Origin of the sequence: Streptomyces sp. MMG1121 (assembly GCF_001280015.1) — a bacterium.
In the GTDB taxonomy this organism is placed as follows: Bacteria; Actinomycetota; Actinomycetes; order Streptomycetales; family Streptomycetaceae; genus Streptomyces.
This window is the reverse complement of record NZ_LGDV01000038.1, coordinates 274,541-293,294: the sequence shown is the minus strand read 5'-3', so window position 1 is coordinate 293,294 and position 18,754 is coordinate 274,541. Positions and strand designations below refer to the sequence as shown.

14 protein-coding genes are annotated in these 18,754 nt (G+C 73.6%); 6 read left to right on the top strand and 8 right to left on the bottom strand.

Features of this window, described 5'->3' with window-relative positions; all coding sequences use genetic code 11:
• The first annotated feature begins 133 nt into the window (after nucleotides 1–133).
• Nucleotides 134–997: a phosphotransferase enzyme family protein gene (locus ADK64_RS06200; RefSeq protein ID WP_053655828.1), complete on the top strand. Its 864-nt coding sequence runs from the start codon at nucleotides 134–136 to the stop codon at nucleotides 995–997.
• Between the two features lie 39 nt (nucleotides 998–1,036).
• Here ADK64_RS06200 and ADK64_RS06195 read toward each other — a convergent pair whose 3' ends face one another.
• Complete coding sequence (locus ADK64_RS06195; RefSeq protein WP_053655826.1) at nucleotides 1,037–1,762, bottom strand: 3'-5' exonuclease; 726 nt, start codon at nucleotides 1,760–1,762, stop codon at nucleotides 1,037–1,039.
• A gap of 100 nt (nucleotides 1,763–1,862) precedes the next feature.
• Nucleotides 1,863–3,101, bottom strand: coding sequence for an SAV2148 family HEPN domain-containing protein (locus ADK64_RS06190; RefSeq protein ID WP_078992507.1), 1,239 nt, complete (start codon nucleotides 3,099–3,101; stop codon nucleotides 1,863–1,865).
• Between the two features lie 364 nt (nucleotides 3,102–3,465).
• Here ADK64_RS06190 and glgX point away from each other — a divergent pair, with 364 nt between their 5' ends.
• Nucleotides 3,466–5,583, top strand: coding sequence for a glycogen debranching protein GlgX (glgX, locus tag ADK64_RS06185; RefSeq protein ID WP_053655823.1), 2,118 nt, complete (start codon nucleotides 3,466–3,468; stop codon nucleotides 5,581–5,583).
• A gap of 4 nt (nucleotides 5,584–5,587) precedes the next feature.
• Here the strand turns inward: glgX and ADK64_RS06180 are convergent, their stop codons facing one another.
• Nucleotides 5,588–6,889 carry an MFS transporter gene (locus tag ADK64_RS06180; RefSeq protein WP_053655822.1) on the bottom strand — a complete coding sequence of 434 codons (1,302 nt, stop codon included), beginning with the start codon at nucleotides 6,887–6,889 and terminating at the stop codon, nucleotides 5,588–5,590.
• An 81-nt stretch (nucleotides 6,890–6,970) separates the two neighbouring features.
• Between ADK64_RS06180 and treY the strand changes: the two genes are divergently transcribed.
• Nucleotides 6,971–9,349 (top strand): malto-oligosyltrehalose synthase, encoded by a 2,379-nt coding sequence (gene treY, locus ADK64_RS06175; protein WP_199829493.1) that lies wholly within the window; start codon nucleotides 6,971–6,973, stop codon nucleotides 9,347–9,349.
• Here the strand turns inward: treY and ADK64_RS06170 are convergent.
• The gene (locus ADK64_RS06170; protein WP_078992506.1) at nucleotides 9,273–10,280 is read right to left on the bottom strand and encodes a LysR family transcriptional regulator; all 1,008 of its coding nucleotides are present in this window, start codon (nucleotides 10,278–10,280) and stop codon (nucleotides 9,273–9,275) included. The two genes, treY and ADK64_RS06170, sit on opposite strands and share 77 nt — an antisense overlap.
• A gap of 96 nt (nucleotides 10,281–10,376) precedes the next feature.
• On the opposite strand from ADK64_RS06170, the gene ADK64_RS06165 reads away from it, so the two are divergent.
• Together ADK64_RS06165 and ADK64_RS06160 are read left to right on the top strand one after the other, a co-directional pair.
• The gene (locus tag ADK64_RS06165; protein WP_053655819.1) at nucleotides 10,377–11,936 is read left to right on the top strand and encodes a dihydrolipoyl dehydrogenase; all 1,560 of its coding nucleotides are present in this window, start codon (nucleotides 10,377–10,379) and stop codon (nucleotides 11,934–11,936) included.
• Between the two features lie 136 nt (nucleotides 11,937–12,072).
• Complete coding sequence (locus tag ADK64_RS06160) at nucleotides 12,073–13,323, top strand: M14 family zinc carboxypeptidase (RefSeq protein WP_053655817.1); 1,251 nt, start codon at nucleotides 12,073–12,075, stop codon at nucleotides 13,321–13,323.
• A gap of 44 nt (nucleotides 13,324–13,367) precedes the next feature.
• Here ADK64_RS06160 and ADK64_RS06155 read toward each other — a convergent pair whose 3' ends face one another.
• Nucleotides 13,368–13,781, bottom strand: a complete 414-nt coding sequence (locus ADK64_RS06155; RefSeq protein WP_053655815.1) for an SSI family serine proteinase inhibitor — start codon at nucleotides 13,779–13,781, stop codon at nucleotides 13,368–13,370.
• A 120-nt stretch (nucleotides 13,782–13,901) separates the two neighbouring features.
• Nucleotides 13,902–14,453, bottom strand: a complete 552-nt coding sequence (locus ADK64_RS06150; protein ID WP_053655813.1) for a DUF1707 and FHA domain-containing protein — start codon at nucleotides 14,451–14,453, stop codon at nucleotides 13,902–13,904.
• A gap of 181 nt (nucleotides 14,454–14,634) precedes the next feature.
• Here ADK64_RS06150 and treZ point away from each other — a divergent pair, with 181 nt between their 5' ends.
• Nucleotides 14,635–16,380 (top strand): malto-oligosyltrehalose trehalohydrolase, encoded by a 1,746-nt coding sequence (gene treZ, locus ADK64_RS06145; RefSeq protein ID WP_053655811.1) that lies wholly within the window; start codon nucleotides 14,635–14,637, stop codon nucleotides 16,378–16,380.
• Between the two features lie 149 nt (nucleotides 16,381–16,529).
• Here the strand turns inward: treZ and ADK64_RS06140 are convergent, their stop codons facing one another.
• Entirely contained in the window at nucleotides 16,530–17,468 is a 939-nt protein-coding gene (locus ADK64_RS06140; protein ID WP_053655810.1) for a phosphotransferase family protein, read from the bottom strand.
• Nucleotides 17,469–17,528: 60 nt separating this feature from the next.
• A complete protein-coding gene (locus ADK64_RS06135) occupies nucleotides 17,529–18,656 on the bottom strand; it encodes an aminopeptidase P family protein (RefSeq protein WP_053655808.1) in 1,128 nt (375 codons plus the stop codon).
• Nucleotides 18,657–18,754: the final 98 nt, after the last annotated feature.

The following is an 18,754-nucleotide window of genomic DNA, read 5'->3' as shown; positions in this document are numbered from 1 at the left end:
CCTGCTTCGATTGACGTGCTCATGGTCGTGAAGGTCGGGGATCGCGTCAAGGGACCGCGCACACGGGCCGGCACGCCGTCCGACCTGTGCGAATGCGAGACTGGCCGGGGAGATCCGAGCGCACGGAGGCACGATGGACGAGGCACGGGCACGGGACGTACTGGCCGCGGCGGGCGCACTGCCGGGCCCGGCCGGGGACGCGCAACTCCTCGCCCTCGGCGAGAACGCGGTGTTCGCCGCCGGGGACCTGGTGGTGAAGGTGGGCCGCGACGCCGAGCTGCTGGAGCGGGCCCGGCGCGAGCTGGACATCGCCGGCTGGCTGGCCGAGGCGGGCGTACCGGCGGTGCGGGCGGCCGAGCCGAAGCCGCGCCTGGTCGAGGGGCACCCGGTGACCGTATGGCACCGGCTGCCCGACCCCGAACGCCCCGCCGGGCCACGGGATCTGGCGCGGCTGCTGCGGATGGTGCACGCACTGCCCTCTCCCCCTTTCGCTTTGCCGCCCCGCGAGCCGCTGGGCGGTGTGGAGCGCTGGCTGCGGCTGGCGGGTGCCGCGATCGACCCCGAGGACGCGGCGTATCTCCGCGCGCGCCGGGACGGTTTCGCGGCGGCCGCGGCCGCGCTGACGCCCCAGCTGCCCCCGGGTCCCATCCACGGCGACGCGCTGCCCCGCAATGTGCACATCGGTCCGGACGGGCCGGTCCTGGTCGACCTGGAGACCTTCGCGGCCGATCTGCGCGAGCACGACCTGGTGGTCATGGCCCTCTCCCGCGACCGGTACGGGCTGCCCGACGAGGCGTACGGCTCCTTCACCGAGACCTACGGCTGGGACGTACGGGAGTGGGCGGGCTGTGCGGTGCTGCGCGGCGCCCGCGAGACGGCCAGCTGTGCCTGGGTGGCCCAGCACGCGCCGAGCAATCCGAAGGCACTGGCCGAGTTCCGGCGCCGGGTGGCGTCGCTGCGGGACGGGGACGAAGCGGTGCGGTGGTATCCGTTCTGACGGGGTTGCCATGAGCGCCCCGACGGGCGCGGGACTCGGCTAAGCCGGCTGGCTCTCGGTCAACTCCCGCAGCGGCCACGCGCCGTCGATCACCGCGTCCGGCTCCCCCTTGCGGCGCAGGAACGCCTGGAAGTCCGCCGCCCACTGTGCGTACCACTCGATCTGCCGCTGGTGCAGTTCGGCCGGGCTCAGGGACGCGATCTTCGGGTGACGCTCGGCTATCGCACCGGCCAGGCGGCCCGCGGCGAGGGCGTCGGCCGAGGCGTCGTGGGCCGCGTCGAGCACTATGCCGTACTCGGCGCAGACCGCTTCCAGGTTCCGCTTGCCACGGCGGTAGCGGTCGGCCCAGCGGTCGATGGTGTAGGGGTCGACGACCGGGGCGGGCGGGGCGCCGCCCAGCCGGTCGGAGAGCGACGGCAGGCTGTGCCGCCGCAGCTCGGCGGAGAGCAGGGTGAGGTCGAAGGCCGCGTTGTAGGCGACGACCGGAACGCCCGCCTTCCAGTACCCGGTGAGGGCCTCGGCGAGGGCGTCGGCCACCTGGTCGGCGGGCCGGCCCTCCGCCGCCGCGCGTTCGGTGCTGATGCCGTGCACCGCCACCGCGTCGGCCGGGATCTCCACGCCCGGATCGGCCAGCCATTCCCGGCGCCCCACGGGCTCACCGGCCCTGACCTCGATCACCGCGCCGGTGACGATGCGCGCCTCGTGCGGATCCGTGCCGGTCGTCTCCAGGTCGAAGCCGATCAGCAGCTCACGGTGCCAGCCCATGGCGGCCCCCCTTCTCGGTGGTGCTTTCCCCCAGTGCCTCCACCCTCGCACGCGGCACTGACAATCCGAGGGCAGCCTTCCGCTTACCCAGATGGCTACATCAGGACACAGGGCGCGAATCCACCCAAGACAGCTCGAATTCCTCCCGATATGTCGGGAAGAGTCCGGCTTCGCTCATGTCATCCGACTTGACCAGCTTGCCGCCGTTGCGCAGCACCAGCACCGGCGATTCCATGCCCCGGGCGCCGCGCAGATAGGACTGGACCACGGCGATCCCGTCGGCGCCGTCGCCGTCCACCAGGTAGGCGGTGAAGCGGGGCGTCTCGTCGTACACCTGGATCTCGAAGGCGCCCGGGTCGCGCAGTCGGGACCGGACCCGGCGCATGTGCAGGATGTTCATCTCGATCGAGCGGCCCAGTTCGCCCCGTTTCATACCCAGTTCGCGCTCGCGGCGCTTGACCGCGCTGGACGCCGGGTTCAGGAACAGCAGCCGGACCCGGCAGCCGGACTCGGCCAGGCGGATCAGGCGGCGCCCGGAGAAGTTCTGCACCAGCAGGTTGAGCCCGATACCGATGGCGTCCAGGCGGCGCGCGCCGGCGAAAAGGTCCTCGGCCGGGAACTGGCGCATGAGCCGCACCCGGTCGGAATGCACGGCGACCACGTCGGCGTACCGGTCGCCGACCAGGTCCTCGACCGCGTCGACGGGCAGCCGGCGCGCGGAAGGCACGTCACCACCCGCGCCGAGCATCTCCAGCAGCCGCGCCGAGGCCCGCTCGGCCTGGCTGAGGACCGCCCCGGACAGGGCCCGGTTGCGGGAGACGACGTTGCGCGTGACCTCCAGCTCGTCCAGGGCGAGTTCGAGGTCGCGGCGCTCGTCGAAGTACGGCTCGAAGCACGGCCAGTGCTGCACCATCAGCTCGCGCAGCTGCGGCAAGGTCAGAAAGCTGAGCACGTTGTCGTCGGCCGGGTCCAGCAAGTAGCCCTTGCGGCGGCTGACTTCGCGGACGGCGACGGCGCGCTGAACCCACTCCTGCCCGGCCGGTCCGGCCGCGGCGACCACCCAGTCGTCCCCGTGGACGGGTTCGTAGATGGGGCGCAGGACGGCGGCCACGACCGCGCGCAGCCGCTGTTCCACGAGGTTCAGCCAGATATAGGCCCGGCCGGCCCGCTGGGCGCGGGTGCGCACCTCGCGCCAGGCGTCGGCGTCCCAGTCCAGCTCCGGCCCGATGGATCCTGCGTCCATCGGCCGGGCCAGGGACACCGCGCCGGGCGGGACGTCTGTGGAGCTCCCCTCGTGACCCTCGTCACCAGGGGGCAGCTCCAGCCCTCCCGAGCCCACCCGTGCACCGCCTTCCGTCCCCCGGGCCTTTCCCGTCTCAACGATCAAGGAAGGGTACTCCGGGAGCGGTCGGCGGTGCAGCCGGATGGACAGGTCGATCGTCCAACTGTTTTGCTCAACTCTGCCTGTGTCAACGGCCGTTCCATGACGCCTTGTCACACGGAGTGAGCGGATTCATCACACCGGTTCCCCGCGGGGTGCCGCCGCGGCCTTGCCGACGCGCCGTCAGGGCTCGTCGGCGGCGCCGGGACAGCTGCCGGCGGACCCGGACGTGGGCCCGGGCGACCAGAGGTTTCGTCACTTTCGGGAGACTCGGGGGCCGACGCGGCCCCGGGCGGGCGGCACACCTGGGAGAGTCATCTCCATGCAGGTCTGGCCTGGAGAGGCGTATCCGCTCGGCGCCACCTATGACGGCGCCGGAACCAACTTCGCGGTCTTCACGGAGGTCGCGGACCGAGTAGAGCTGTGTCTGCTGCACGACGACGGCTCGGAGACGGCGGTGGAACTGCGCGAGAGCGACGCGTTCGTGCGGCACGCGTACGTGCCGGGCGTGATGCCGGGGCAGCGCTACGGGTTCCGGGTCCATGGCCCGTACGACCCCGGGCGCGGGCTGCGGTGCAACTCCGCGAAGCTGCTGCTCGACCCGTACGCGAAGGCGGTCAGCGGCAGCGTGCGGTGGGGCGAGGAGGTGTACGGCTACCACTTCGGGGCTCCGGAGCGGCGCAACGACCTGGACTCGGCGCCGCACACCATGACCTCGGTGGTGATCAACCCGTACTTCGACTGGGGCGACGACCGGCTCCCGCGCACCGAGTACCACCACACGGTCATCTACGAGGCTCACGTCAAGGGCCTGACCATGCGTCACCCGGGGCTGCCGGAGGAGCTGCGCGGCACGTACGCCGCGCTCGCCCACCCGGCGGTCATCGACCACCTGACCAGGCTCGGGGTGACGGCCCTGGAGCTGATGCCCGTCCACCAGTTCGTCGACGACCACCGGCTGGCCGACCTGGGCCTGAGCAATTACTGGGGCTACAACACCATCGGCTTCTTCGCCCCGCACAACGCGTACGCCTCCTGGGGCGACCGCGGCCAGCAGGTCCTGGAGTTCAAGTCGGCGGTCCGGGCACTGCACGAGGCCGGGATCGAGGTCATCCTGGACGTCGTCTACAACCACACGGCCGAGGGCAACCATCTGGGCCCGACGCTGTCCTTCAAGGGCATCGACAACGCGTCGTACTACCGGCTCGCGGACGATCCCCGCTACTACACAGACACCACGGGCACCGGGAACTCGCTGCTCATGCGGTCCCCGCACGTGCTCCAGCTCATCATGGACTCGCTGCGGTACTGGGTCACCGAGATGCATGTCGACGGCTTCCGCTTCGACCTCGCGGCGACGCTGGCCCGGCAGTTCCACGAGGTGGACCGGCTGTCGTCGTTCTTCGACCTGGTGCAGCAGGACCCGGTGGTCTCCCAGGTGAAGCTGATCGCCGAGCCGTGGGACGTGGGCGAGGGCGGCTATCAGGTGGGCAATTTCCCGCCGCTGTGGACCGAGTGGAACGGCATGTACCGCGACACGGTGCGGGACCTGTGGCGGGGCGAGCCGCGGGCGCTCGCGGAGTTCGCCTCCCGGCTGACCGGTTCCTCCGACCTGTACCAGGACGACGGCCGCCGCCCGCTCGCCTCGATCAACTTCGTCACCTGCCACGACGGTTTCACGCTGCGCGACCTCGTCTCGTACGACCGCAAGCACAATCAGGCCAACGGCGAGGACGACCGGGACGGCGAGAGTCACAACCGCTCGTGGAACTGCGGGGCGGAGGGCGAGACCGACGACCCGGACGTGCTGGCGCTGCGCGCCCGGCAGATGCGGAACTTCGTCGCCACGCTGATGCTGTCCCAGGGCGTGCCGATGATCAGCCACGGCGACGAGTTCGCCCGCAGCCAGCGGGGCAACAACAACGCCTACTGCCAGGACAACGAGCTGGCGTGGGTGCGGTGGCCCGAGATCGGGGACGAGAGCGGCGAGCTGCTGGAGTTCATGCGCGCCATGGTGTGGCTGCGCCGGGACCATCCCGTGCTGCGGCGGCGGCGCTTCTTCCACGGGCGACCGGTGGAGGGCACGCACGACGCGTTGTCCGACATCGCCTGGTTCACACCGGAGGGCGCCGAGATGACCCAGCGGGACTGGGACTCCGCGCGGGCGTCCGCGCTGACGGTGTTCCTCAACGGCAACGCCATCTCCGAGCCCGGCACGCGCGGGGAGCGCATCGCCGACGACTCGTTCCTGCTGATGTTCAACGCCTCGCCCGGGCCGCTGGAGTTCCTGGTGCCGGTCGATCACGGCCGGCAGTGGCAGGTGGTGGTCGACACGGCCCTGCCGGACGGGGTGCCGCCTGGGTCGGGGGCGAAGGTCGGGGCGGGCGACCGGATCACCCTGGCGGACCGCAGTCTGACGGTGTTGCAGCGGCCCACCTAGCGGGTCACGGGTTCGTGCGGGCCCGTTCGTCCTGCACACGCGCGCGTGAGGCGTTTTTGGCCCGTCCGGAGTACGTCGTCGGGCGGGCCGTCAGCGCGATGACGAAGGTGAGCGCTGCGGCCGTGCTCGCCACCGCGAAGGCCGCGCGGGGACCGTAGGCGTCGGTGAGGCGGCCGGTCACGGCGACAGACAGGGCCTGGCCGCCGACGAGGGCGCTGGTGGCGACCGCCATCGCCTCGGCGAGCCGTGTCGGCGGCACCGCGCGTTCGATGAGCCCGAACACCGTGATCAGGTGCGGTGCGTAGGCGACCCCGAGCACGGTGACCACGGCGTACAGACCGGCCAGGCTCTGCGTACGCAGCAGCGGCAGCGACAGCACGAGGGCCGCCGCTGTGGCCAGCCGCCAGCGCGGCGGGAGACCGAGGCGGGCGGGCACGCAGGCCATGCCCAGCCCGGCCGCGGCGCTCATCACGCCCATGGCGGCGTACACGAGCCCCGCCTGGTTCTCCTGCCCGAGCCGGGCCGTGAGCGCGGTGATGCCTGCCTGGCAGGCACCGAACATGGCGCCCTGGAGGGCGAGGGAGGCGCGCAGCGAGTGGACGCAGTTGGGCATGGGGGTGAGCGCGGCCCGTGCACGCGCGCGTGCGGGGTCGCGGCCCGCGGACGCGGGCGCGACGGCCAGGGCGGTCGGGTGGAGGGCGAAGGCACTGCCGCACACCGCCACCAGCAGGGCCGCGCCGCCCATCGCGTACGCCGGATGGGCGAGGACCGAGGCGATCCCGACCAGGGCCGGACCGAGGACGAAGGAGATCTCGTCCAGGGTGCTCTCGAAGGACAGCGCGACGCCGACGGTGGCCTCGGGGGCGCCGGAGCGGCGGGCGAGCGCGACCAGACGGGCGCGGGCCAGCGGGCCCACGAGCGGCACGGTGCCACCCGCGGCGGCCCCCAGGAGGGCCAGGACGGCCGTGGGCAGGCCTGTGAGGGCGCCGGCGACCAGGACGGTCACCGCGACCGCGTTGGCGAGCGAGAAGGCCAGGACGACCCTGCGCTGCCCGTGCCGGTCCGCGAGCCGCCCCACCACCGGCCCGCAGGCCACCTGCCCGAGCGCGAGCGCCCCGCCGGTCAGCCCCGCGGCGGACAGGGATCCGCTCGTCCGGGCGACGAGCAGCACGCTGCCGAACTGGATCGTCGCCGTCGGCAGCCGGCCCAGGAACGACACGCACGGCAGCAGCGGCCCGGTCAGCGCGATCACCTCACGGTAGGTGTCCCGTGTACGGCGCCGGACCGGCTTCCCCGTTGTCCCCATCGCTCGAACCTAGGCACGCGCGCAGGGGCGCGGGCAGGGACCGATGACACGAAACACGACGGGCTGGGTACGTAGGTTTCCATGACGTCTGCGCGAACCGGACCATCCGTGCCCACGGCCACCTACCGGCTCCAGCTCCAGCCGGCGTTCCCGTTCACCGCCGCCGCGGCGGCGGTGCCGTACCTGGCGTCGCTCGGTGTCTCGCATCTGCACCTGTCCCCCGTCCTGGAGACCGTGCCCGGCTCCGCGCACGGCTACGACGTGGTGGACCACGCGCGCGTACGCGAGGAACTGGGCGGCGAGGAGGGCCTGCGGGCACTGGCGCGGACCGCGCGGGAGCACGGTCTGGGCCTGGTCGTGGACATCGTGCCGAACCACATGGCGATGGCACCCCGGCACAACCACGCCCTGTGGGAGGTGCTGCGCGAGGGGCCCGACTCGCCCTACGCGCGGTGGTTCGACATCGACTGGGAGGCCGGGGACGGGCGGCTGCTGCTGCCGGTGCTCGGCGGCCCGGTCGGCACCGAAGGCGAGCACCTCCAGGTCGACGGTGGCGTACTGCGCTACCACGACCACGCCTTCCCGCTGCGCCCGGGCACCGAGGGCCTGCCGCTGCCGGAGCTGCTGGATGCCCAGTGGTACCGCCCGGTGTGGTGGCGGCTGGCCCGCACCGAGCTGAACTACCGGCGCTTCTTCAGCATCTCGGAGCTGATCGGGGTGCGCGTGGAGGACCCGGAGGTGTTCGACGCCACCCACGCCAAGATCCTCCAGCTGCTCCGGGAGGGCGTGCTCGACGGGCTGCGCGTCGACCACCCCGACGGACTCGCCGACCCCGGCGGCTATCTCGCGCGGCTGCACGAGGCGACCGGCGGACGCTGGACGGTGGTGGAGAAGATCCTCGCCGACGGCGAACACCTGCCGCCGTCCTGGCCCGTCGCGGGCACCACGGGTTACGACGCCCTGCGCCAGGTCGACGGCCTGTTCACGGACCGGGCCGGGGCCGGTGAACTCCTCGCGCACTACCGGCGGTCCGCGGCGCCGCAGACCGACCGGGGCGGGAACTGGGAGGCCACGGTGCGCCGGGCCGCCTACAAGGTGCTCACCCATGAGCTGGCCGCCGAGACGGACCGCCTCACCCGGGTGGCCGCCCGGCTGTGCGCCGCCTCGCCGGACCTCACACTGCGCGACCGGGCGCCCTGGGCGCTGCGCACGGCCCTGGTGGAACTGCTGGTCCGGATGCGGGTGTACCGGCCGTACACGAGCGCCGACCTGGCCGCCGCCGTCACCGAGGAGGCCGCCGCCGAGGCCCGGTACGCCTTCGTCGTGCCCGAGGAGGCCGGGGCCGTGGACGTCGTACGACGGCTGCTCGTGGAGTCACCCGGGGAGGAGGCCGGGGCGGTGACGGGCGACCGCGCCGGGCGGGCCGAGTTGCGCACCCGGTTCGCGCAGACCGCGTCGGCACTGCGCGCCAAGTCGGTGGAGGACACGGCGTTCTACCGCTACGTGCCGCTGCTGTCGGCGACCGAGGTGGGCGGCGATCCGGGGCAGCCGGGGGTGTCGCCCGAGGACTTCCACGCCTACTGCGCGCGCGTGCAGCGCGACTGGCCGGCCACCGGCACGGTCGTCTCCACACACGACACCAAGCGCAGCGCCGACGTCCGCGCGGCGCTGGCCGTGCTGACCGAATGCCCCGCGCGGTGGGCGGAGTTGCTCGCCGGGGTGACGCTGCCGGAGGAGGGCCCGCCGGACGGGCAGCTGGCCTGGGCGGCCTGGCAGACGGTGTTCGGGCTGGGTCCCGCCGACGAGGAGCGGGTCCAGGAGGCGCTGCTGAAGCACGTGCGCGAGGCCGGCATGTACACCAGCTGGACGGAGCGGGAGCCGCCGTACGAGGAGGCGGTGGCCGCCTTCGTCGCCGCCGGGCCGTGCGGACCGCCGGGCGAGCGTGTGGCGGCCTTCCGCAAGGCGTCGGAGCCGCACATCCGGGCCAACGTCCTCGGCACCGCGCTGGTCCAGCTGACGATGCCGGGGGTGCCGGACGTGTACCAGGGCACGGAGGGCGAGTACCGGGCCCTGGTGGACCCGGACAACCGGCGGCCGGTGTCGTTCCCGCCCGGGACGCCGGGCGAGAAGGACGCCCTGACGTCGGCGGCACTGCGCCTGCGCGCCCGCCGCCCCGGCGTCTTCGGCACGACGGCGACGTACACCCCGCTCGCTGCCGACGGTCCGGCGGCCGAGCACTGTGTGGCCTACGCGCGCTCCGGAGAGGTGATCACGGCGGTGACGCGGCTGTCCCTGCGGCTGGCGGAGGCGGGCGGCTGGCGGGAGACCCAGCTGTCGCTGCCTGCCGGCCGATGGACCGACGTCCTGGCCCCCGGACGGGAGTTCACCGGTGACACGCGCGTGGCGGACCTGTTCGAGCACGTGCCGGTGGTGCTGTTGGAGAGGGTGGGCGAGGAGTGAGGGGTGTGGGGCCGCTCGGCGGGACCGGGGAGCCGGCGGTTCGGGGGCCCGGGGGCGGCCAGGTGGCGCGCAGGAGGTCCACGAAGGCCTCGGCGGTGCCGGTGAGCGGCACGCGCGCGTAGACGGCCAGAGGGCGCCTCCAGGCCGGGTCGGGAGTGAGGATCACGCAGTCCTCGCCGACGGCACCGCGCACGACGTCGGCCGACGCGACGCACACGCCGACCCCGGCGGCCGCCATGCGCACGGCCGTCGAGCTGTGCTCGGTCCATACGGCGGTCTCCGGTGTGAACCCGGCCTGCGCGCACGCCCAGTCGAGGAAGCGCTCTCCGTGCACGACGGGTTCCAGCGCACAACGGACCCAGACACGGTCGGCGAGTTCCGGCAGCCTGACCGCCGTACGGCCCGCGAGCCGGTCGTCGAACGGCACCACCAGGACGAGTTCCTCCTCGCCGACCGGTACGACGGTGCCGGGCGGTTCGGCGGGGGACGGCCCGAAGGCGAGGTCGGCGGTGCCGCGCTCCACGGCCTCCTCCAGCGCCTCGGCGGTCGCGTACTCGTGCAGCCGCAACAGGACTCGGGGGTGGACCGCACGCCAGCGGGCGAAGACGTCGGGCAGGATGCCGACGGCGAGCGAGTGCAGGCTCGCGACATGCAGCTCGCCGCCCTCGGCGCCGGCGGTGGCACGCGCGGCGCGGCGGGCCTGCGCGGCGCTGCGGACGGCAAGTTCGGCGTGCGGCAGGAAGGCCCGCCCCATCGGGGTGAGGCGCACGCCCCGGGGCATGCGCTCCAGCAGCGCGCCGCCCACCGACTTCTCCAGGGCCTTGATCTGGTGCGAGAGCGCGGGCTGGGTGACGTGCAGGGCGTCCGCCGCGCGCGTGAAGGACGCCTCGTGCACGACCGTCACGAAGTACTCCATCTGCCGCAGACTCAACTCCCCACCCTCCCCGGAGATCCATAAGCGTCCTGCATGGCATCCACAAGAACATTGCCTTGGACTCATGGCAAGGGGCGGGCGGAGGGTGGACGCATGAGCACACAGGCCACGAACACACCGGATGTCATCGTCATCGGCGGCGGCACGGGCGGCTACGGCACCGCCCTGCGCGCCGCCGCCCTCGGTCTGGACGTCGTCCTCGTCGAGCGCGACAAGGTCGGCGGAACCTGTCTGCACCGGGGCTGCATACCGAGCAAGGCGATGCTGCACGCCGCCGAGCTGGTCGACGGCATCGCCGAGGCGCGCGAGCGGTGGGGCGTGAAAGCCACGCTGGACTCCGTGGACTGGGCGGCGCTGGTGGCCACGCGGGACGACATCGTGACGCGCAACCACAAGGGGGTCGAGGCGCATCTGGCGCACGCGGGCGTGCGGGTGGTGCGGGGCAGCGCGCGGCTGACCGGGGCGCGCACGGTGCGCGTCGAGAGCGTGCGCGCGGATTCCGCGTCGGGCGCGCCGGCTGTGTCCGCGCCAGGCGCGCACGCCTCTGCCACGCTCCCGCGCACCACACCCACGCCAGGCGCGCGCATCTGCAACACGCCCGGCGTACAGAGCGAATCCGCGCCCAGCGTGCACGACTTCACCGCGCGCCGTGGAATCGTCCTCGCGACCGGCTCGCGCCCGCGCACGCTCCCTGGGCTCGCGCCGGACGGGCGGCGCGTGGTGACCAGTGACGACGCGCTGTTCGCGCCCGGGCTGCCGGCGTCCGTGCTGGTGCTGGGCGGGGGCGCGATCGGTGTGGAGTACGCCTCCTTCCACCGGTCCATGGGCGCGGAGGTCACGCTGGTGGAGGCGGCGGAGCGGATCGTGCCGCTGGAGGACGCCGATGTGAGCCGGCATCTGACGCGCGGTCTGAAGAAGCGCGGGATCGATGTGCGGACGGGCGCACGGCTGCTGGACGCGGAGGTGCTGGAGAACGGCGTACGCGCGCGCGTGCGCACCGCGCGGGGTGAGACGCGCACGGTGGAGGCGGAGCGCCTGCTGGTGGCCGTCGGCCGGGCCCCGGTCACCGAGGGCCTGGGCCTGGCGGCGGCCGGGCTGACGACAGACGAGCGCGGGTTCGTCGTGCCGACGGACTGGGACCGGCTGGAGACGGCCGTGCCCGGCGTCCACGTCGTCGGCGACCTGCTGCCGCCGCCCTCACTCGGCCTCGCCCACGCCTCCTTCGCGGAAGGCCTGCTGGTCGCCGAGACCCTGGCCGGGCTGCCGTCGACGCCGGTCGACTACGCGGCCGTACCCCGGGTGACGTACTCCGCTCCGCAGACCGCCTCGGTGGGGCTGAGCGAGGCGGAGGCACGCGCGCGCGGACACGAGGTCGACGTCAACACGATGCCGCTGACGGCCGTGGCCAAGGGGATGGTGCACGGTCAGGGCGGCATGGTGAAGGTCGTCGCCGAAACGGGCGGCGGACAGGTGCTGGGCGTGCACCTGGTCGGACCGCACGTGTCCGAGATGATCGCCGAGAGCCAGCTGGTCGTCGGCTGGGACGCCGAGCCCGCGGACGTGGCCCGGCACGTGCACGCGCACCCGACGCTGTCGGAGGCGGTGGGCGAGGTGTTCCTGACGCTCGCGGGACGCGGCCTGCACCAGCAGTGAGCCCACGGCACACAGCGCCCCGAGCGCGTCCCGGCGACTGCGTCCGGGCGCCCCCGGAGCCTCCCCCGCCGCGTGCTTGACAGTTCACCCATCCCGTGCGGGACTGGGAGGGCGAAGCCGGGCGGACGGGTCGGGGGTGAGTTTCCTGCCGGAGCTGCGCTATCCCAGCGTTCCCGAACTGATCGCCTCCGCACAGGCGTTGGTCGCTCAGGAACCCGGGCTGTGCGCGCTCCGGCAGGTGGGCCTCTCGCGCGCGGGAAGACCTCTGCACCTGCTGTCGGTGGGGCATGCCCGGCGGGCGGTGCTGGTGGTGGCCGGCGCGCACTCCAACGAGCCGACCGGGGGCTCCACCCTGCGGGTGCTGGCCGAGCGTGTGCTGGCCGAGCGGGAGTTGCGGGCGAACACCTCCTGGCACTTCCTGCTCTGCGCCGATCCGGACGGCGCGAGTCTGCATGTGACCCCGGCACCGCGCAGCCTGCTCGACTACCACCTCGGCTTCTACCGGCCGACGGGTGCGGAACAGCCCGAGTGGTCGCCGTCGGTGCTGCCGCCGGACCGGCTGCCGCCCGAGACCCTGACACTGACCGGAGTGATCGACGAGCTGCGCCCGTACCTCCAGGTGACGCTGCACGGCACCGATCTGGGTGGCAGCTGGGTGCAGTTGACGAGGGATGTGCCGGGGCTCGCCGAGCCGTTCGCCAAGTCCGCGGCGCAGCTGCACATCCCGGTGGAGACGGGCGCCTCGGACGCCGCCGGCTGGCCGGCCGCCGGCCCCGGGGTGCACGTCATGCCGGGCCCGGAGTCGGGCGCCGCCTACCCGAGCATGCCGGACGACGCGCGGCACAGCACCTGGTACCACGCGCACCGGTACGGCGGTCTGACGGCCGTGGTGGAGGTGCCGATGTGGGCCAGCGACCTGGTGGACGACCGGGCGCCGCACCCGGCACCGGCGGCGGCGATGCGGCGGCTGGCACGGCGGCTGACCGGGGACGCGCTGGAGGTGGAGCGGATACTCGCCGAGGCGCTGCCCCGGCTGGACGGCGCGGACGGTCCGCTGCTGCGCGCCGCGCGCTGGGTGCTGGAGCTGATCCCGGGCCTGGCCGAGGACTGGGTCCACACCCCGCCGGCCGGCACGACGATGGCGTACGTGGGCAGTGTGGACGCCTTCGGGCGGCGGCTGCCGCTGCGCGCGGCGGCGATGCTGCTGCGGGTGCTGCGGGAGACGGACGACCGGGCGGCGCCGCGGCTGGAACAGCTGGTCGCCGACTGGTGCGACGCCTTCGCGGTGCGTTTCCGGGCCCGCTGGGTGCCGTTGGCGCACCAGGTGGAGCATCAGTCCCGGACGGTGCTGGTGGCGGCGCAGCAGGCCCGGCGGCGGGCGCCGTGAGCCGCACCGGCCCACGGCGTCGGGCCGCCGGGCGACGGCCCCGGTCACTGGTCCAGAGCGAACACCTCGCCTGTCCGCGCGTTCAGGGCGCATGCGTTGGTGTAGGTCTGCCGGAAATCGACGGGCCGGCCGTTCCACCGCCCGCGCGCGTGGGCGGTCACCGGGGCGTAGAGCATCGGGCAGAACACGTCCTTCGGCGGGATGCGGCCGATGTCGCCGTCGGCGGCGGCGAGTTCGGCACAGGCCTCGGCCGCGTGCGCGTGGCCCCGCGGCGGGTCGCACAGCAGCAGGGTGCCGCGCGGGTCACCGGCCCCGGTGTCGCCCTTGGTGACCGTCAGGTGGAGCCAGTTACCGGGAGCGTGGTCGCGGGATGCCGCCTGGGCCGGGCCCGCGGCGAGGAGCCCGGTGGCCGCCAGCAGGACGCCGGCCGCCGCCGTGGCTCTGGAGAGGTACGTCATGCCCCCAGCATCGGCGCACCGGCCCGCCTTCCGCAGCCCGGCTCACTCGAACGGGGCGGCACGCGTGCGTGAAGGTGCACCTGTTCGAACACAACCGGTCGTCGGCACCGGTTCACCCGCTCAGCTCACGGCGAGGCGGAACGCCATCCGGCCGAAGGCGACCAGGTCGCCCTCGCGGACGACGACGGAGCCGATCACGCGGCGTCCGTTGACGGTGGTGCCGTTGGTGGAGCCGAGGTCCCTGAGGATCCACATGCCGGCCTGGCGGCTCAGTTCGGCGTGTACGCGGGAGACGGTCTCGTGGTTCAGGCGCAGCCCGTTGGCGGGGTCGCGGCCGATGCGCAGCGGGTGGCTGCGCTCCGGATGCGGCAGCAGCAGCTTGGGCAGCCGCTCGGCCTGCCAGGCGCGGCGCAGCCGTACGGTGAACCCGGAGACCGCCTCCACGGTGCCGAAGACGGCGCGGGAGAAGCGGTTCTCGCGGGGCAGGTCGGATATGAGGGCGGCCAGTTCGTCGGCACGGCGGGCGGCGAGCGCCAGCTCCATACGGCGCACGAACGTGTCGTGCGACAGCCGGCCCAGGGCGACGCCGTCGCGCAGCACCTGCAGGGCTTTGTCGCGCTCCCCGTCGGACAGCCGCGCGGGGTACGTGGAGAACTCGAAGGACGACGTCACGCAGCTGATTGTCCGGCAGTGAACCCCGGGTGTCCAGAATCCACGGAACCGGTGGCCACGCCCGAGCAGGTCACGCGACACCCGTCGGCAAAGGTCGAATTCGAGGGCGGATTGATCGTCCGGGCGGCACGATGGGGGCCGCGGGACATCATCACGGTGAGCAGACGAAGGGGAACCGTCCGTGCAGTTCGAGGTGTGGGCACCGCAGGCAGACAGAGTGACGCTCCAGTGCGAGAGCGCCACGCGCGCGTTGGAGCGCGATTCCGAGCGCGCGGGGTGGTGGACGGGGGAGGCGGAGGCGGGCGACGGCGCCCGGTACGGGTTCGCGCTGGACGACGGCCCCGTCCTGCCCGACCCGCGCTCGCGCCGCCAGCCGGACGGCCCGGACGGGCTGAGCGCGGTAGTGGACCACGGGCGGTACGCGTGGCGTGCGCGGTGGACGGGGCGCGGGCTGCCGGGGGCGGTGCTCTACGAGCTGCACGTGGGCACGTACAGCCACGAGGGCACCCTGGACGCGGCCGCCGCCCGGCTGGAGCACCTGGTGGAACTGGGTGTCACGCACATCGAGTTGATGCCGTTGTGTCCGTTCCCGGGGCGGCACGGGTGGGGGTACGAGGGGGTTTCGCTGTGGGCGGTGCACGAGCCGTACGGCGGCCCGGAGGCACTGAAGCGATTTGTCGACCGCGCGCACGAACTCGGTCTCGGAGTGGTCCTGGACGTCGTGCACAACCACTTGGGCCCGTCGGGCAACCATCTGCCCGCGTTCGGGCCGTACTTCACCGACACGCACCACACGCCGTGGGGTTCGGCGGTGAACCTGGACGCGCCCGGCTCGGACGAGGTGCGCGCGTTCCTGATCGGCAGCGCGCTGGCGTGGCTGCGGGACTACCGGATCGACGGGTTGCGCCTCGACGCGGTGCACGCGCTGTACGACACGCGCGCGTGCCCCTTCCTGGAGGAGCTGTCGGCGGCCGTCGACGCGCTCGCCGAGGAGCTCGGCCGGCCACTGTCGCTGATCGCCGAGTCCGACCTGAACGACCCGCGATACATCACCCCGCGCGCGGAGCATGGCCTCGGGCTGCACGCGCAGTGGAGCGACGACTTCCACCACGCCCTGCACACCGCGCTGACCGGTGAGGCGCAGGGCTACTACGCCGACTTCGCGCGCGCCCCGTTCGCCGCGCTCGCCAAGACGCTCACCGGCGGCTACTTCCACGACGGCACGTACTCCAGTTTCCGCGGCCGGCACCACGGGCGGCCGCTGGACCGTGCGCGGGTGGCCGGACACCGGCTGCTCGGGTACGGCCAGACCCACGACCAGGTCGGCAACCGCGCCCAGGGCGACCGGCTCTCCGCCCGGCTCTCCCCCGGCCTGCTGGCCTGCGCGGCGGCGCTCACGCTGACCTCGCCGTTCACACCGATGCTGTTCATGGGCGAGGAGTGGGCGGCGGGCACACCCTGGCAGTTCTTCACCGACCACACCGACCCCGAACTGGCAGAGGCGGTACGGCGGGGCAGACGGCGGGAGTTCACGGCGCACGGCTGGGCCGAGGAGGACGTACCGGACCCGCAGGACCCGGCGACCCGGGAGCGGTCCTGCCTGGACTGGTCGGAACCGGAACGCGAGCCCCACGCGCGCGTGCTGGCCTGGTACCGGCGCCTGATCGCGCTGCGCCGCGAGCAGCCGGACCTCACCGACCCCGATCTCGCCGGCACGAAGGTGGCGTACGACGAGGAGGCCCGCTGGCTCGCCTTCCGGCGCGGCGACGTACGGGTGGTGCTGAACCTGGGCAAGGAACCGGCGGTGATCCCCCTGGGCACCCGCCCCGCGCTGGTCCTCGCGGCCTGGGAGCCGGTCGGCCTCCCGGGCCCGGACGGCCTGCTCGAGGTACCCGGGCAGTCCTGCGTGGTGCTGGCCCAGCCCTGAACCGACGCGCAGGGCGTGGCCCGACCGGGGCCGGGGCGGGGCGGGGTGCGGGATCGGAGCGGACCGGGGTGCAGGGCGCGGGCTGGACCTGGTCCCGTGCCCTTGACGATACGTCTCAGCGGCCCCACGCGCCCCGTACCCGCAGCCTCCTACGCCTCCGGACCCTCCTCCTTGAGGTCCGTCACCCGTTCCAGCAGGATCGGTTCCCAGGCTCGGGTCAGCTGGGTGCGCAGGAGGGGCAGGGGGCTGTCGTCGCGGCCCTCCAGGCGGTCGGTGAGGCGGATGACCGTGTCGCAGCGGGCCAGCCAGAGGCCGCGCAGGCAGGGTCGGGCGCCGTACCCGGCGAGGGTGGCCGCGCGGACCGCCGCGCCCGAGCCGACCGCGAGGACGAGCCCGGCGATGTCCTCGGCCGGATCCGCCACGGCCGCGTCGGTCCAGTCGAGGACGCCGCGCACCCTGCCGTCGGCGCTGACCACCAGATGCTCGCCCTTGAGGTCGTGGTGGATGAGCACGGCGGTGCCCGGCTGGGCGGCGAGCTGGGCCGCGCCGGGTGGGGTGAGCTGGTGCAGGCGCGTGGGGTCGAACTCGTCGGCGGCGGCGAGGCGTTCGGCCGCGTGCACGGCCATGCGGCGCAACGCCTCCAGGGAGCGCGGGGCGACGCGCGGCACGCCGATCGTCTCGGCCTGCCGTACCGGCACCGCGCGCAGCCCGGTGAGCAGCCCGGCCAGATCGGCCTCGCCGATGGCCGAGACGTCGTGCTCCTCGGCGGTGCCGCCGGGGATCAGGGTGTCGAGGGTGTAGGTGAGGCCCGGCGCCCACTCGCCGTGCGTGACACTGACCGGGATGCCCATGGGGACGAGCGGCCGCGCCAGGTCACGCAGGCGCAGTTCGCGGCGCTGGCGCAGGGCGGCTTCGCGGTCGGGGGCGAGCCGCAGCACATGGCGGGGGCCGACCCACCACGTGGAGTGCTCGCCGCCCTCCGTGACGGGCCGGACGTCGGGTCCCGCCCCGCCGGCCGCGCTCTCCTTGAGCAGCGAACGGACCAGGCGGCGGACGGTGTCCGCGGTGGGTGTCGGTTCCTGGGTCATGGATCGCGCCGTTGCCATTCGGGGAGGGGGAAGGGGCGAGAGGGGTCTCCCGGGGCCGGGTCAGCCCACTACGACCATCTCGCGGGTGGTGTTGTTGAAACGACGGCCGCCCTCCTCGGTCACCGTCACGATGTCCTCGATGCGCACCCCGAAGCGCCCGGGCAGGTAGATGCCGGGCTCGACGGAGAAGCACATGCCGGGCACGAGGGGCTGCTCCTCGCCCTCGATCATGTACGGCGGCTCGTGCGTGGTGACGCCGATGCCGTGCCCGGTGCGGTGGATGAAGTACTCGCCGTACCCGGCGTCGGTGATCACCGCACGGGCGGCACGGTCGACCTCCTGGCAGGCCACGCCCGGCCGTACGGCCGCGAAGCCCGCCTCCTGGGCGGTGCGCACGATGTCGTGGACGCGGCGCTCCTCCTCGGTGGGCTCGCCCACGTGGACCGTGCGGGTGGTGTCGGAGCCGTAGCCGTCCTTCAGGCCGCCGAAGTCGAGGACGACCATGTCGCCGTGCTGGATGACGCGGTCGCCGACCTCGTGGTGCGGGTTGGCGCCGTTGGGGCCGGAGCCGACGATGGTGAAGTCGACCTGGGAGTGGCCGAAGCGGCGCAGCAGGTCGGCGAGGTCGTGGCCGACGTCGGACTCGCGGCGGCCGGCGAAGGGAACCTTCCGGATCTCCTCGAACGTTGCGTCGGCAGCTGCTCCGGCCGCCGCGAGGAGTTCGAGTTCGGCCGCGTCCTTGACGGCGCGGAGCATGGGCAGCGCGTCGGTGAGGGAGGCGTAGGAGGTGTCGGGGAGTGTCTTCTGCAGACCCAGCAGATGCATCGCCCAGGTGTTGTCGCTGATGCCGAACCGGCCGCGGCCGTCGAGCAGGGCGGCGGTCACGGCGTAGGGGTCCTTGCCGTCGGTCCAGTCGCGCAGGGTGAGCGCGGACGCGCCGGTCGCGTGCTCGGCGTCCGGGGCCTCCAGGGTGGGCACGACGAGCACCGGGTCGTGGCCCGGGGTGAGGACGAGCACGGTGAGCCGTTCGGTGACGGCGGTGGGCGTGTAGCCGGTGAGCCAGACCATGTCCGGGCCCGGCGCCACGAGCAGCCCCGCGAGACCGGCGTCGGCCGCGGAGCGTGCGGCACGCTCCATCCGGGCCCGGTAGTCGGTGGCGGTGAAGGGCGGGGGCGTGCTACCGGTCATCCGGTCCTCCGAGCGCGGGTGAGGGTACGGGGTGATGGCCTCTCGTGCAGCATCCTGCCCGTCCGGCCAGGGTCACGCGAGCCGGTCGCCGGTGCTTC